Raw genomic sequence first — 14,820 nt, 5'->3', positions numbered from 1 at the left:
TTCTCTTTATCTCGTGCCGCGGCCCATGGCCGCATCGCACGCGCTCGTCTCCAGTCCGGCTCGGGCCGCTCACGCCGGCATCTGCCGGTGCCACCGCCTGGTGACGCCTGCATGCGAGACCCGTTCAAGATCGAGCAACCGACCTGCATCAGCTTCAGCGGCGGCCGCACCAGCGCGTACATGCTCTGGCGCGTGCTGCAAGCCAACGGCGGCCTGCCCGCAGATGCCGTCGTCTGCTTCGCCAACACCGGAAAAGAAGTGGAAGCCACCTTGCGCTTCGTGCGCGACTGCGCCGAGCACTGGCAAGTGCCGATCCACTGGCTGGAGTACCGGCCCATCGAACCGGGCTTCGTGGTGGTGGACTTCGATACCGCCAGCCGCGCGGGCGAGCCCTTCGAGATGCTGGTCCGCAAGCGGCAGTACCTGCCCAACCCGGTGGCGAGAGGGTGCCACTAATGCGGACAGCCGCCTGTGCCGATTGCCGCTCGCGCGGGCGCGCGCCTGGCGCCACGCTGCCGCCATGTTCCGCTGACGCCCGTCAGCAGCATGCCCAGGCAGTCTCGATCTTCAAGACTGCGACGCGGTTCCGACCGCGTTGATCAACCAGTTCGCTCCGGCATCCCAGCGCGAACAGCCATCGGTTCTCCCGATGGTGATGCCACCCAAGCTGTTCCTTCAACCCACGCGGGGGTTCCACACCTTCCCCGCCTTGGGTCGGGTGTGTCTCCGCCTCATTGTTCTCAGGAGATTCACCATGACCACTTCCACCGACAAGTCCTACTTCGACCTGCACATCACCGGACTCGGGTATCTCAATCGCATCCGCGAAGTGAAGCCCAAGAAAGGCGATGCGTTCCTGGCCTGCGACATCGCGGCGCTCAACGGCCCCAGCGATGACGTGGCCTACGTGCGTTTCGACACGCGCGTCTCGGGCTCCGAAGCGCAGCACCTCGTGCGCCGCTGCATCCAAGCGGTCGATGCCGAGAAGAAAGTGATGATCGGCTTCCGTCTGGGCGACCTGTGGGCCGACACCTTCACCTACTCCAAGGGCAAGCGTGCCGGCGAGCAGGGGGTGAGCTTCAAGGCCCGCCTGCTGTTCGTCAGTTGGATCAAGGTCGACGGCAAGCTCGTCTACAAGGCCGAGCCCAAGCCGACCGATGCCGACCAGCGCGACGAACGCGACGAACGCGACGTGCGTAACACGGATGTCCCCGCGACGTTCGCTGAGCCGCAAGCCGCTGCGTTCGAGCCCGCCAGGCCCGCCGCCGAAGCTGCCGACGAAGCCACTGCCGATGCGCCTGCATTGGAAGTTGCCGAGTCGTTCTGATCCGCAAGGCCCCGTCCCCTGGGGCCTTGTCTTCTTCCCACTCGCGTGCGCATGCGACCGTCGCCATGACGGCCGTGTGCGTGATCGCAGCTTCGTCCGCAGGAGTTCTTCATGATCACCATTCCCGGCCAATTGGCCATCAAGACCATCCACGGCCGTAACGGCGACTTCAACGTCGGGCGCCTTGCGACCTCCATCGGCGAGTTCGTCGTGAAGAACGCCGAACTCGACCAGTACGCCGAAGGCAAGTACGAGGGCGATTTCGCCATCGCGGAGATTCGCCCGTCCACGTACACCGCCAACGGCCGCATGGTCATTGAGATCCGCGCCCTCCTGGGTGGGATGACTTTGTCCAACATCGACGCCCTGAGCCGTGACGACGCCCGCCGGCTGAGTCCGCAGGAAGTCGATCCGATCGACGAGGAAGCGCAGACCGCCACGCCGACGCCGACGACCGCCCCCAAGGCGGCCGGCCGGAAGAAGGCGCGCAGCTCGCGCGACCCGCTGGTCGATACCACGCCGTTCGGCAGCGAGCCGGCTGCTGCGTCTGCCGAGGCTACGGCCCATGCGGACGACGACGGCGACGCGGCGCTGTTCGGCACACTCTGGCCGCTGGGCGATGTCGTCAAGCTCGATGCCACCGTGGATCGGCGCGTGCTGCGTCAGCAGCGCGACCGCCTCGGCGACCTGGGCTACGAGTTCGCTCCGCTGTCCCAGGACTGGCACCTCACCAGGGTCTGATCCCATCGCCATTTCACGCCGCATGCCTGCGGCTTTCCACCACCCGCCGGGGCTCCTTCCCCGGCGGGAGGACTCCGGCCCTTTCTCACAGGAGTCATTCCATGGGCTGGACATTCGTTCGATTGACGCGCGATCAGTTGATCCGCGAGCTGACCGCAACCGAGGAAACCGAGCGGTCGCGCAGTGAGGTCATCGACCACACGCTGGTCGGCAACGTGCTGTGGACGGTGGCGCGCGTCACCGCCAAGCAGGCCGGCGTCCTGGGTCTCGCACCCGGCGAGTCGGCCACCTTGATCGGCTGCCATCTGCTGGAAAGCGAGGGCCGCGAATGGGGCTACAAGTTCCTGGTCGAGGCCGAGCACCCGTACTACTACTCGTGCCCGCTGCGCTATCTCGACATGGCGCCGCAGCGCTGCGCCACCTGGCGCGCAAGGGTGCATGCCTTCCACCAGCAGCCGACGCGCAAAGCGGCCGGCGATGCAGCCACCGACTGAGGCGAACATGGACACCCTCATGTCGTCCTTGCCGCCCGAGCTGCTTCGCTTCGTCGAAGACCAGTTGGCCAACAACGAGGTTTCCGACGACGACGAACTGCGCGAGCACTTCATCGCCAACGGCCTGAGCGAAGAACAGGCGTGGCAGGCACTGACCTACCGCGCGCTGTACCTGCGACACGTCTTCCTCGACGGCTTCACGCCGATCCTCAAAGGCCAGGAAGCGCTTTGCTTCAACCCGCACAGCCGCGGCTGGGAGCCGGTTCCGAACCCATAGGCCGGCCTTCACGCGGCGCACTTCTTCATCCCTTTCATCAGGCCCTGTTCAGCAGGGCTTTTCTTCGTCCTACGCAATCGCGCGCATCCGGCCTCGGCCGCTGGATGCCGATTGCTCCATTCCGCAAGGAGATCATCATGCAACTCGCATCCCGCTTCGCCCCTCGTTCCCCGGTGCTGCGCGCCGACCATCCGTTGTCGGACGATCAGATTCGCACCGTGGCCCCATCCATCTTCGCGGACACCCCGCACGAAAGCCGCTCCGAACGGTACAGCTACATCCCCACGGCGGCTGTGCTGACCGAACTGCGCAGAGAAGGTTTCCAGCCGTTCATGGTGTGCCAGACCCGCGTGCGACACGAGGATCGCCGCGACTACACCAAGCACATGCTGCGCCTTCGCCACGCCAGCCAGATCAACGGCGCCGAGGCGAACGAGATCATCCTGCTCAACTCGCACGACGGCACCAGCAGCTACCAGATGCTCGCGGGCATGTTCAGATTCGTCTGCCACAACGGTCTGGTGTGCGGCGACACCTTCGCCGACGTGCGCGTGCCCCACAAGGGCAACGTCACCGATCACGTGATCGAAGGCGCCTACGAGGTGCTGCACGGCTTCGAGCGCGTGCAGGACTCGCGCGACGCCATGCGCGTCATCACCCTCGACGACGGCGAGGCCGAAGTCTTCGCCAGGTCGGCGCTGACCTTAAAGTACGACGAGTCGGGCAAGGCCTTGCCCATCACGGAGACGCAGATCCTGCGGCCTCGTCGTTTCGACGACAACCGTGCCGATCTTTGGTCGGTCTTCAACCGGGTTCAGGAGAACCTTGTCAAGGGCGGCCTGACCGGCTGTGCCGCCAACGGGCGCCAGCAGCGCACGCGACCCGTTCAGGGCATCGACCAGAACGTCCGGCTCAACCGGGCGCTTTGGCTGCTCGCGGATGGCCTGCGTCAGCTCAAAGCCTGACCCACAAGCGGATCGTGCCTCGCGGCATGGTCCGCTTTTTCTTTGGCGGCGCTGTGCTGCCAGCGCACCACGTTCAGTTTGGCTCGGTGTAACCCTAATGCGGCAATTCGCTGCCGCCGCGAAAATTGCGGTTCGACTGCATACCTCCCTGGCTTTTCCTCCCTGAGCCAAGCAGTCATCTTTGCCGCCTCGGTGTCCCCGGGGCGGTTTTCTTTTGTGGCCGTCCTTCCGGCGCCGCGGGCGATGCGCCAGAGCAAACAGGGTTGCGCGCCGGGTCGGTTTTCCGCTCCCGCGACACGCGCACCTTAGCGCAGGCTATGTCCCATGTCCGTCGGCGTTGCCGACAACATGCCCAGGTAGCCCAGACCTTCAAGGCTACGGCGCGTTGCGACGCACGGTCTGATTCTTCACCACGACGCTCACCGCGTCTTCTTCCATCCCCCTGGGGCAGTGACTGCCCTCGCGGGCGGTGCTGTCTCCGCTCACTTCGAGGACATCACCATGCCTGCACCTTCTTCCCCTAAGACGCTCTATCGCATCGACGAATGCCCCGACCTGATGGCCGATGGCGTCGTCGGTGACGAGAACGGCAACCTGGTCTTCATCTCCCTCTGGGCGCGCGACACCGCCGTCCAGGAATTCCTGGCCCGCCTTACCCTGGGCCGGGACGAACAGGGACTGGATCAGTTCCACCTCATCACCGAGCAGGGCGCGAGCATTCCGATCTTCGTCAGCAACGTCGAGAACCTGGAAAAGCGCAGCGCACGCGCCTACCGACGCACGCTGTTCGGCTCGCTGACCAACATCTGGCTGTTCGATCGGCGCTGCGTCAAGCCCGACAAGGCCAACGCCAGCGCGCTGGCGCTCCTGCCTCGCGATTCCACGCACCGGCTCGACCGGCTGTGGAAGCTGGTGCGGGATACCTGCCCGCTGCCGCTTCTTGATCCCTGGCGCGAACCCGTGCTGGAGCTGCTGCAGGCGAAGTCGATGCTGACGCGCCTGCCGTTCGCCCTCGGACCTCTGGAGGGCCATCGACTCGCCATCGACGTGCCGACGCTGACCCAGGTGCTGGGCGGCCTGATCCGCAGCGGCGCGCTCGTCGCGGGCACACCCGCCAGCCGCACCCCTTCGGCACGACCGCTCGAAGCGGTGGCTTGAGGTTTTCGCATCGGACATGCACGCGCGCGTGTCCGCATCCCTTCATCTTCAATGCCAGGAGATTCCCATGGCCCTCATGTTCCCGCGGCTCGCCCGCAACTTCGTCAAGAACGGGTACTTCCCCACGGATGAACCCACGCTCGAAAGAGCACTCGCCGCACTGGCGCCCGCCGAATCCTCGAACGGGCCGCTGTGCATCATCGATCCCTGCGCCGGCGAAGGCGTGGCGATCGCCGAAGCCGCGCACGCCCTCGGGCGCGAGCAGGTCCAGGCCTTCGCCGTCGAGTACGAGGCCGAGCGTGCGCACCACGCCCGGCAACTGGTCGATCGCTGCATCCACGGCGACCTGATGGACACGCTGATCAGTCGGCAGAGCTTTGGCCTGCTGTGGCTCAACCCGCCGTATGGCGACCTGGCCAAGGACACCAACGGCAACGTCGGCTACCAGGGCCAGGGCCGCGCGCGGCTGGAAAAGCTGTTCTATCAAAAGGCGCTGCCACTGCTGCAGTACGGCGGCGTGCTGATCTACATCGTGCCGCACTACGTGCTCGATGCCGAGCTGGTCGGGTGGCTGACCCGGCACTTCGCCGATCTGCGCATCTACCGCGCGGTGGAAGCGCAGTTCAAGCAGGTGGTGATCTTCGGCCGCCGTGTTCGTCAGCGCGACCAGGCATCGGATTCGGTCAAAGCCACGCGCGCGCTGCTGCTGCAGATCGGGCAAGGCGACGCCGAAGCGGAGGAGCTGCCGGTCGAATGGCCGTTCCTGCCGTACACGGTGCCTGCCAGCCCGGCCGAGCCGGAGCACTTCTACCGCGTGACGATGGAGCCCGAGCAGTTCGCCGATGAAGTCGGCCGGCTGCAAGGGCTCTGGCCGACGCTCGACACGCACCTGGGCGCCGCGCAGCAATCGCTGCGGCCTCCGGCGCGGGCCTTGTCGCACTGGCATCTTGCCTTGGCGCTTGCTGCCGGCGCGATCTCCGGCGTGGTGAAGTCCAAGACGGGCCGCGTGCTCGTCGTCAAGGGCGACACCCACAAGGAGAAGACGCTGCAGACGGAATACACCGAACGCGACGACGGCTCCGTGGCCGAGACGCGCATCCTGACCGACAAGTTCGTGCCGGTCATCCGTGCCTGGGACATGACACCAGGCTCGCCGACCTGCGGCGAGGTGTTGACCATCCGCTGATCGCTGTTCCCTGACGGTTCGCCGTCGATCTGTTCTTCCACTGCGGCTTCGCGCCGTTCCCCTCTTCCCACCCCGGGGCATGCCATCGCCCCGCAGGGGAGGTGCATGCCCCATTTTCTTTGGAGCATCACCATGTCCCTCGATACCGACGTTGTTCCCGCCGCCGACAGCACGCCCATCCAGGGCGACCTGCTCGAAGCGGCCGCTTCTCCCTTGGCCTTGAGCCTTCAGGATTTCGTCGCCGAGTTCGGCGACGAGCTGCTGGATTCGCTCAACCGCGCCAACCCTCCCGTCTACACCGGCCAGGCCCGGTCGCACCGCCAGCTCGTGCTGGCCAGTCTCAAGCGCAAGCTGTTCCAGGCGCAGGCCGAGGTGGTACATGCCGTCACCGAGCTGTTGGCCGACCGTGGCGAACGCGCCGCGATCGTCAATGGCGAGATGGGCTGCGGCAAGACGACCGTCGGCATCGCCACGGCCGCCGTGCTGCACGCCGAAGGCTACCGCCGCACTCTGGTGCTGTCGCCGCCCCACCTGGTCTACAAGTGGCGCCGCGAAATCCAGGAGACGGTGGCCGGTGCCAAGGTCTGGGTGCTCAACGGCCCGGACACGCTGGTCAAGCTCATCAAGCTGCGCGAGCAGTTGGGCGTACCGGCGCGCGGCCAGGAGTTCTTCGTGCTCGGGCGCGTGCGGATGCGCATGGGTTTCCACTGGAAGCCCGTCTTCAACGTGCGGCGCACGCGGCACGGCGAAGTAGGCGCATGCCCGGACTGCGGCCAGGTCATCACCAACCTCGACGGCGAGCCGATCAACCCGGTCGAACTCGAAGCCGAGGACTACCGCCGCCGGTGCAGCCATTGCGCCGCACCGCTGTGGACGCTGATGCGACCGAGGAGCCTGTCCGCCAGCGACCAGTCCACGGCCGTCTTCAAAGCCTTGCAGCGCATCCCGACCATCGGGGAAGTCACCGCGCAGAAGCTGATGCGCAAGTTCGGCGACTCCTTCCTGGCGTCCATGCTCGGCGACAACATCCACGAGTTCATCAACCTCATGGATGCCAACGGCGAGCTGGTCTTCTCGGATCGCCAAGCGCACCGCATGGAGCGGGCGATGGCGAACATGGAGTTCGGCTTCGGCGAGGGCGGCTACCAGCCGTCCGAGTTCATCAAGCGCTACCTGCCGCAAGGCACGTTCGACCTGCTCATCGCCGACGAGGCGCACGAGTACAAGAACGGCGGCTCCGCACAGGGCCAAGCGATGGGGGTGTTGGCGGCCAAGGCACGCAAGACGCTGCTGCTCACCGGCACGCTGATGGGCGGCTACGGCGACGACCTTTTCCACCTGCTGTTCCGAGCCCTGCCGGGGCGAATGATCGAAGATGGCTACCGCCCGACCAAGAGCGGCAGCATGACCTCGGCCGCGATGGCGTTCATGCGCGATCACGGCGTCCTCAAGGACATCTATTCCGAGAGCACCGGCACGGCGCACAAGACGGCCAAGGGCAACAAGATTTCGGTGCGCACCGTCAAGGCGCCGGGCTTCGGCCCGAAGGGCGTGCTGCGTTGCGTGCTGCCGTTCACGGTCTTCCTCAAGTTGAAGGACATCGGCGGCAATGTGCTGTCGCCCTACGACGAGGAGTTCCGCGAGGTGGCGATGGACACGGCGCAAGCCGCGGCCTATCGCGATCTGTCAGGTCGGCTGACCACAGCGCTGAAAGAAGCGCTGGCGAAGCGCGACACGACGCTGCTCGGCGTGGTCCTCAACGTGCTGCTGGCCTGGCCGGATTGCTGCTTCCGGTCGGAGGCGGTGGTGCACCCGCGCACGCGCCAGACCTTGGCCTTCGTTCCGGCTCAGTTCAACGAGCTGGAGGTGATGCCCAAGGAGCGCGAGCTGATCGAGATCTGCAAGCAGGAGAAGTCTGCGGGTCGCAAGACGCTGGTCTATTCGGTCTACACCGGCACGCGCGACACCACGTCGCGCCTGAAGGTGCTGCTGGAGCAGGAAGGCTTCAAGGTGGCGGTGCTGCGCGCAAGCGTGGATGCCTCCCGCCGCGAGGACTGGATCGCCGAGCAGTTGGACCGCGGCATCGACGTGCTGATCACGAACCCGGAGCTGGTCAAGACGGGTCTCGACCTGTTGGAGTTTCCGACGATCGTGTTCATGCAGTCGGGCTACAACGTCTACAGCCTGCAGCAGGCGGCCCGGCGCTCATGGCGCATCGGCCAGAAGCTGCCGGTTCTCGTGATCTACCTCGGCTATGCGGCTTCCTCGCAGATGACCTGCCTGGGGCTGATGGCGCGAAAGATCATGGTCTCGCAGAGCACGTCGGGAGACGTGCCCGAGTCGGGATTGGACGTGCTGAACCAGGACGGTGATTCCGTCGAGGTAGCACTGGCCCGGCAACTCGTCGCGGCCTGATCCACCCACCCACGCCGGCTGCCCTTCGGGGCGCCGGCTTCTTTTTTCCGTGCATCGATGGCGCGCGATGAAGTCGGGCGCCTGCCAGTTCCCTTTGTTTGCTGCCCGAACGCTTCGCGGCGGCGATGGTGAGGGCTCCGTGTTCCAGGGAACTTGCCCCATGCAACCACTCACCTGCGTCGCCCACCGCCTGGCTGTGCCTGCATTGCTCGCCGGCTGCGTACTGATGGCCGGCTGCGCCACCACGGGCGTGGCGAATCCCCCGACGGCCGCTGCCACCGCGCCCGAGCCTTCGGCGTTTGTCAGGGCCATCGCCCCGGAGTCTGAGCCGAACCTGATCCCGGTGGCGCGCTACGGGCGCTACACGCTGGTCGAGATGGTGCCCGAGCCGGCGCAGCGCGACCTGCTGCGGCAGGTGATCGAGATTTCGATTCCGCCGACCTTGGACGCGAGCGTCGGCGATGCGCTACGGCACGTGCTGCTGCGCACCGGCTACCGCCTTTGCGACGCGCCGGACGCCGCTTCGCTGTTCACGCTGCCGCTGCCGGCGGCGCATCTGCGGCTCGGGCCACTGCCGTTGCGCGATGCCTTGCTGGCGCTCGCCGGGCCGGCCTGGGAGTTGTCCGTCGATGACGCTGCGCGCGCGGTGTGCTTCGCGCGCGTGACGACTGCGCGTGCGCCGAGTGCAAGCCCGATTCCCGCGCCTCCGGCACCGAGCGCGCCGGCCGACGAACCCGCCGATCCCCATGTGCCCCAGGAGGCCCAGCCATGACCATCCCGCAGCTTCCCGACGAGAATGCCGGCCGCGCGCGCTGGTTGAAGATCACAGCGGCCGCGTGGCTGCTGCTCGTGAGCATCCTCGCGGTGGTCAACAGCGTGGGCCTGTCGCGCCTGAGCGAGCAGAGCCAGGCCAGCGCCCAGGACGCGCACGTGCAGGCGCTCAACACGCGCGTCGCCGAACTCGAACAGCAGGCGGCGACCTCGAAGAATCAGCCCAAGCCTGTCACCCAGCCCGACTTCGAGGCCACCCGCAAGGCGCTGGACGAACGCCTGGCACAGGTGGAGCAGGCCCAGGCCACAGACGCCCATGCCGGCGACGTGCAGGCGCTGCAGGCCCGCGTGGGCGACATCGAAGCCCGCATGAAGCGAACCGCCGCGCCTGCCGCAGCACCCCAGCGCACCGCCGAGCCGGCCAAGCCCAAGGTGCCCGAACCGCCATTCCACGTCGTGGGTGTGGAGCTGCGCGGCGGCGAGCGCTTCCTGTCGGTGACGGCACCCAAGGCGTCGTCGGTGCTGGACGTGTGGCTGCTGCGCGAAGGCGATGCCGTGGGCGCGTGGCATCTGCTGGCGATCGAGGCACGCGCCGCCGTGTTCCGCGTGGACGGCCAGACCCAGCGCCTCGCGCTGCCGTAGGGGCCGGCCATGAAGCACGCCGCGATCTGCTTCGCCGCCATCCTCGCCGCTGTCGCAGGAACGGCAGGCACGGCCTCGGCACAGTCGGCGCCGGTCGCGTCCTCGCGCACGGTGCCCGCCCAGATTCAGAACAGCAGCGACGCCGCGCTGGACGAACGGCTGGCGCGCGATTGGGGCCTGCGCTCCGATGAGTGGGCGCGCTACCGCCAACTGATGCAGGGGCCGCTGGGCATCTATTCCCCGAACCTCGATCCGCTCACGGCGCTGGGCATCGAGGCGCGCAGCGACGAGGAACGCAACCGCTATGCGGAGCTGCAGGTGCAGGCGGAATCGAAGCGCGTGGGCAAGACGCTGGCCTACCAGCGGGCCTACGACGCGGCGTGGAAGCGGCTCTATCCGGGACAGCAGCGCGTGAACATGCCGGGTGCGAAGGCGCCGGGCGCCGGCAACCGGGGCTCGGGCCGGCTGGCGGTTTTCGTGAAGGCCGAGTGCCCGTCGTGCGAGCAGCGCGTGCGCCAGCTGCAGGTGGCCGGCACCGCCTTCGACCTCTACATGGTCGGCAGCCGCCAGGAGGACGCCCGCATCCGCCAGTGGGCGACGCAGGCTGGCATCGACGCCGGCCGCGTGCGCTCGCGCGCCATCACGCTCAACCATGACGCCGGGCGCTGGCTGTCACTCGGCCTGCCCGGCGATCTGCCCGCCGTGGTGCGCGAGGTCAACGGCCAATGGCAGCGCCAATAGCGGCATCGAGTTTGGCTCGCCGCGCCGGCCGCGCGGCAGTGGCCCTGGTGCTCTGCGCCTGCACGGCCATCGCCTTCGGCCAGGAGGTGCCACCACCCGCCTACCAGCTCGCCGCCCAGCAGGCGGGTGTGCCGTCGCCGGTGCTGTACGCGGTGGCGCTGCAGGAGAGCGGCGCGCGGCTGCGTGGCCGCCTGATCCCCTGGCCTTGGACGCTCAACGTCGCCGGCCGCGCCGAACGCTACGCCACACGGGCCGGGGCCTGCGCCGGCATTCGCCAGGCGCTCGCCCGCGTGCCGGCCAATCGCATCGACGCCGGACTCGGCCAAGTCAACCTCGGCTACCACGCGCAGCGCTACGAGCATCCCTGCGAACTGCTCGACCCGTACCGCAACCTCGCCATCGCCGCGGAAATCCTGCAGGAGCAGCACACGCCGGGCGAGGACTGGTTGATCGCCATCGGCCGCTACCACCGCCCCGCGGGCGGGGCGCCTGCCGCCCGCTACCGCCGCTGTGTCCACCAGCACCTGACCCGCGTGCTCGGGCCGGGCGCTGCACTTCCCACTGCCCGGAGCCCCATGTCATGAACCGCATCCTCCTTGCCGCCATGGCGGCACTGCTGGCCGCCACGGCCCACGCACAGGGCCGCGGCCCGGTCATCAAGAGCAGCTCCCCGCCGTTGATCGTCGTCGAGGACAAGGGCGGCAGCTCGGCACTGCCGCACTACCGGGCCTTGAACCCGCAGGATGCGCAGCCCAGTCAGCCAGCCACGCCGCAACCAGCGCCGCAATCCAGGCCGCGCATTGGCGGCCCGACCGATGCCGAGGCGGCCATGCTGCCGGTGCGCTCGATGCGGCTGACACCCGGCGACGAGCCGCGCCGCGTGATCCGCGCGCCGGGCCTGACGCCGCTGTTCCTGGTCGGCGACGACGACCGCTCGCGCGACTGGCTCCAACAGCGGGGCAAGGACTTACAGGCGCTGCGCGCCGTGGGGCTGGTGGTCAACGTCGCGACACCCGAAGCACTGGCCGCGCTGCGCCGCCTCGCGCCGGGCTTAGTGCTGTTGCCCGTCTCGGGCGACGACCTGGCGCAACGCCTGGGCATCAAGCACTACCCGGTGCTGATCACCGCCACGGGCATCGAGCCCTGACGTGACGTGAAGCGCCCGCCATGGCCCAGTCCCAAGCCGTCGAAGTCCTGCTGCGGCCAGCGGTGGAGCTATACACCGTCGCGGTCTGTGCGGGCGCCGCGTTTCTGTGCCTGGTGGCCCCGTGGTCGCTCGCGCTGAGCCCCTTGCTGGGCCTGGGCAGCGCGCTGGCCTTCCTGACCTTCGGCGCGCTGCGCTTGCACGACGCCTGGGCCATCTTGCGCTACCGGCGCAACATCCGGCGCCTGCCGCGCTATGTGATGACCAGCCGCGACGTGCCGGTCAGCCAGCAGCGGCTCTTCGTCGGCCGGGGCTTTCGCTGGGACCAGCGCCACACGCACCGGCTGATGCAGACCTACCGGCCGGAGTTCCGACGCTACGTCGAGCCGACGGCGATCTACCGGATGGCGCGGCGCATGGAAGAGCGCCTGGAGTTCGCGCCGTACCCGTTGTCCAAGATGGCGAAGGCCCTGGCCTGGGACAACCCGCTCAACCCGGCGCGTCCGCTGCCGCCGGTGGGCGGTATGCCGCGGCTACACGGTATCGAACCGCACGAGGTCGACGTCACGCTGCCATTGGCCGAGCGCGTCGGCCATAGCCTGGTGTTAGGTACGACCCGCGTCGGCAAGACGAGGTTGGCCGAGCTGTTCATCACCCAGGACATACGGCGCAAGCTCAACGGACAGCACGAGGTCGTGATCGTCTTCGATCCCAAAGGCGATGCGGACCTCCTGAAGCGCATGTACGTGGAGGCCAAGCGTGCCGGGCGCGAGGGCGAGTTCTATGTGTTCCACCTGGGCTGGCCGGACATCTCCGCGCGCTACAACGCGGTGGGACGCTTCGGGCGCATCTCGGAAGTTGCCACGCGCATCGCCGGCCAGCTTTCCGGTGAAGGCAACAGCGCGGCGTTCCGCGAGTTCGCCTGGCGCTTCGTCAACATCATCGCGCGGGCGTTGGTCGAGCTGGGGCAGCGGCCCGACTACCTGCTGATCCAGCGCCATGTCATCAACATCGATGCGCTGTTCATCGAGTACGCCCAGCACTACTTCGCCCGGAACGAGCCCAAGGCCTGGGAGGTCATCGTCCAGCTCGAAGCCAAGCTGAACGACAAGAACATCCCGCGCAACATGATCGGCCGCGAGAAGCGCGTCGTCGCGCTGGAGCAGTACCTGTCGCAGGTGCGCATCTACGACCCTGTGCTCGACGGCCTGCGCAGCGCGGTGCGCTACGACAGGACGTACTTCGACAAGATCGTCGCATCGCTCCTACCGCTGCTGGAGAAGCTGACCACCGGCAAGATCGCGCAGTTGCTGGCGCCGAACTATTCGGACCTCGCCGACCCACGCCCGATCTTCGACTGGATGCAGATCATCAGGAAGCGGGCCGTGGTCTATGTCGGCCTCGATGCACTATCGGACGCGGAAGTCGCGGCGGCGGTCGGCAATTCGATGTTCTCCGACCTCGTATCCGTCGCGGGTCACATCTACAAGTTCGGCATCGACGACGGCCTGCCGGGTGCCGCGACGGGCATCAAGGTGCCCATCAACGTCCATGCCGACGAGTTCAACGAACTCATGGGCGACGAGTTCATACCCATGGTCAACAAGGGCGGCGGCGCGGGCGTCCAGGTCACGGCCTACACGCAGACCCTCTCGGACATCGAGGCGCGCATCGGCAACCGCGCGAAGGCGGGCCAGGTCGTCGGCAACTTCAACAACCTGTTCATGCTGCGCGTGCGCGAGACCACCACGGCCGAACTGCTGACGCGCCAACTGCCCAAGGTCGAGGTCTACACGACGACGGTGATGAGCGGCGCCACCGACAGCTCAGACCCGACCGGCAACACCGCCTTCACGTCGAACACGCAGGACCGCATCAGCAGCAACAGCGTGCCGCTGATCGAACCAGCGCACGTCGTGGGCCTGCCCAAGGGCCAATGCTTCGCGCTGATCGAGGGCGGCCACCTGTGGAAGGTGCGCATGCCACTGCCGGCGCCCGACCCCGACGAGGCCATGCCCAAGGATCTGCAGGAACTGGCCGGCTACATGCGGCAGCACTACGTCGAGGCCGGCGAGTGGTGGGACAACAAGGGGCTTCCCGGCCTGCAGGACCAGGCGCTGCCCGACGATCTGCTGGCCGACTTCAAGCAGATGGCCAGCGCGGATGAAGGGGCCACGGCATGAGCGACCCCGCCGTCGCCGTCCAGCGCCAGCAGGTTCGCCAGCAGGGCCTGATCGCAGGCCTCATCACGCTCCCGTTCCGGCTGTTCGGGGTGTTGGCCGGTTCGCTGGTGCTGTGCATCGCGATCGAGTGCATCGGCATGCACTTCTTCTGGCCCGAGCAGGGCTGGCGCCATGCGCAGGGCATGCTGAACTACGAGCTGTCGCAGGTCTCGGAGCATTTCACGCAAAGCGTGCTGGTGCAGGAGCCGGGGCGCAGCGCCCTCCAGCTCGTCGAGTGGGCCTACCAAGGACTGTTCGTGAAAACGGGCCTGCTGGACTGGATACGCGACGCGGCGGCGCAATCGCGTGCCGGCGCGCGCAGCCAGGCGCAGGACTTCCGCTACTACATCGGTCAGCTCTACGTGCATGTCGAGAGCTACCTGATCGCCTCGGCGTACACAGTGCTGGTGTTCCTCGTGCGGCTGCTGGTGCTGGTCCTGACCTTGCCGCTGTTCCTGATGGCGGCCTTCACCGGCCTGGTGGACGGGCTCGTGCGCCGCGACGTGCGCGGCTTCGGCGCCGGCCGCGAATCGGGCTTCGTCTACCACCGGGCGAGAGCCAGCCTGATGCCGCTGGCGGTGCTGCCCTGGGTCACTTACCTCGCGCTGCCGGTCAGCGTGCATCCGCTGCTGATCCTGCTGCCCAGCGCGGCGCTGCTCGGCGTCGCGGTGTGCATCGCGTCGGCGACGTTCAAGAAGTATCTGTGAAAGCGGTTCAAGATAATCTCCGTCTCACTC

General features: G+C 67.4%; 16 protein-coding genes. All 16 read left to right on the top strand.

What is annotated here, in order from left to right:
- The first annotated feature begins 111 nt into the window (after positions 1 to 111).
- Complete coding sequence (locus CDE01S_RS09840; protein ID WP_003454883.1) at positions 112 to 456, top strand: hypothetical protein; 345 nt, start codon at positions 112 to 114, stop codon at positions 454 to 456.
- A gap of 298 nt (positions 457 to 754) precedes the next feature.
- Positions 755 to 1,327: an STY4534 family ICE replication protein gene (locus CDE01S_RS09835; protein WP_059889453.1), complete on the top strand. Its 573-nt coding sequence runs from the start codon at positions 755 to 757 to the stop codon at positions 1,325 to 1,327.
- Between the two features lie 111 nt (positions 1,328 to 1,438).
- The gene (locus tag CDE01S_RS09830) at positions 1,439 to 2,068 is read left to right on the top strand and encodes a DUF3275 family protein (RefSeq protein WP_003454876.1); all 630 of its coding nucleotides are present in this window, start codon (positions 1,439 to 1,441) and stop codon (positions 2,066 to 2,068) included.
- Positions 2,069 to 2,169: 101 nt separating this feature from the next.
- Positions 2,170 to 2,562: a hypothetical protein gene (locus CDE01S_RS09825; protein ID WP_003454873.1), complete on the top strand. Its 393-nt coding sequence runs from the start codon at positions 2,170 to 2,172 to the stop codon at positions 2,560 to 2,562.
- A 7-nt stretch (positions 2,563 to 2,569) separates the two neighbouring features.
- Positions 2,570 to 2,839, top strand: coding sequence for a hypothetical protein (locus CDE01S_RS09820; RefSeq protein ID WP_003454871.1), 270 nt, complete (start codon positions 2,570 to 2,572; stop codon positions 2,837 to 2,839).
- A gap of 137 nt (positions 2,840 to 2,976) precedes the next feature.
- On the top strand, positions 2,977 to 3,804 hold the full coding sequence (locus CDE01S_RS09815; protein ID WP_003454853.1) for a DUF932 domain-containing protein: 828 nt from the start codon (positions 2,977 to 2,979) through the stop codon (positions 3,802 to 3,804).
- A 501-nt stretch (positions 3,805 to 4,305) separates the two neighbouring features.
- Positions 4,306 to 4,962: a hypothetical protein gene (locus tag CDE01S_RS09810; RefSeq protein WP_003454850.1), complete on the top strand. Its 657-nt coding sequence runs from the start codon at positions 4,306 to 4,308 to the stop codon at positions 4,960 to 4,962.
- A 67-nt stretch (positions 4,963 to 5,029) separates the two neighbouring features.
- The gene (locus CDE01S_RS09805) at positions 5,030 to 6,148 is read left to right on the top strand and encodes a DUF6094 domain-containing protein (protein ID WP_003454847.1); all 1,119 of its coding nucleotides are present in this window, start codon (positions 5,030 to 5,032) and stop codon (positions 6,146 to 6,148) included.
- Positions 6,149 to 6,280: 132 nt separating this feature from the next.
- Positions 6,281 to 8,563 carry a DEAD/DEAH box helicase family protein gene (locus CDE01S_RS09800; protein ID WP_059889455.1) on the top strand — a complete coding sequence of 761 codons (2,283 nt, stop codon included), beginning with the start codon at positions 6,281 to 6,283 and terminating at the stop codon, positions 8,561 to 8,563.
- A 160-nt stretch (positions 8,564 to 8,723) separates the two neighbouring features.
- Positions 8,724 to 9,335, top strand: coding sequence for a PFGI-1 class ICE element type IV pilus protein PilL2 (pilL2, locus tag CDE01S_RS09795; protein ID WP_003454835.1), 612 nt, complete (start codon positions 8,724 to 8,726; stop codon positions 9,333 to 9,335).
- Positions 9,332 to 9,976 carry a hypothetical protein gene (locus CDE01S_RS09790; protein WP_059889457.1) on the top strand — a complete coding sequence of 215 codons (645 nt, stop codon included), beginning with the start codon at positions 9,332 to 9,334 and terminating at the stop codon, positions 9,974 to 9,976. Before pilL2 ends, CDE01S_RS09790 begins: the two co-directional genes overlap by 4 nt.
- Positions 9,977 to 9,985: 9 nt before the next feature.
- Positions 9,986 to 10,717, top strand: a complete 732-nt coding sequence (locus CDE01S_RS09785; protein WP_003454822.1) for a TIGR03759 family integrating conjugative element protein — start codon at positions 9,986 to 9,988, stop codon at positions 10,715 to 10,717.
- Complete coding sequence (locus CDE01S_RS09780) at positions 10,702 to 11,301, top strand: lysozyme family protein (RefSeq protein ID WP_059889459.1); 600 nt, start codon at positions 10,702 to 10,704, stop codon at positions 11,299 to 11,301. Before CDE01S_RS09785 ends, CDE01S_RS09780 begins: the two co-directional genes overlap by 16 nt.
- Positions 11,298 to 11,864, top strand: a complete 567-nt coding sequence (locus CDE01S_RS09775; protein ID WP_059889462.1) for an integrating conjugative element protein — start codon at positions 11,298 to 11,300, stop codon at positions 11,862 to 11,864. Before CDE01S_RS09780 ends, CDE01S_RS09775 begins: the two co-directional genes overlap by 4 nt.
- 20 nt (positions 11,865 to 11,884) lie before the next feature.
- On the top strand, positions 11,885 to 14,044 hold the full coding sequence (gene traD / locus CDE01S_RS09770) for a type IV conjugative transfer system coupling protein TraD (protein WP_003454810.1): 2,160 nt from the start codon (positions 11,885 to 11,887) through the stop codon (positions 14,042 to 14,044).
- The gene (locus CDE01S_RS09765) at positions 14,041 to 14,790 is read left to right on the top strand and encodes a TIGR03747 family integrating conjugative element membrane protein (protein WP_004265580.1); all 750 of its coding nucleotides are present in this window, start codon (positions 14,041 to 14,043) and stop codon (positions 14,788 to 14,790) included. Before traD ends, CDE01S_RS09765 begins: the two co-directional genes overlap by 4 nt.
- The last annotated feature ends 30 nt before the right edge of the window (positions 14,791 to 14,820 follow it).

Source organism: Curvibacter delicatus NBRC 14919 (assembly GCF_001592265.1).
GTDB lineage: Bacteria > Pseudomonadota > Gammaproteobacteria > Burkholderiales > Burkholderiaceae_C > Hylemonella > Hylemonella delicata.
The sequence above is the reverse complement of the archived record's forward strand: the minus strand, read 5'-3'. Positions and strand labels throughout refer to the sequence as shown.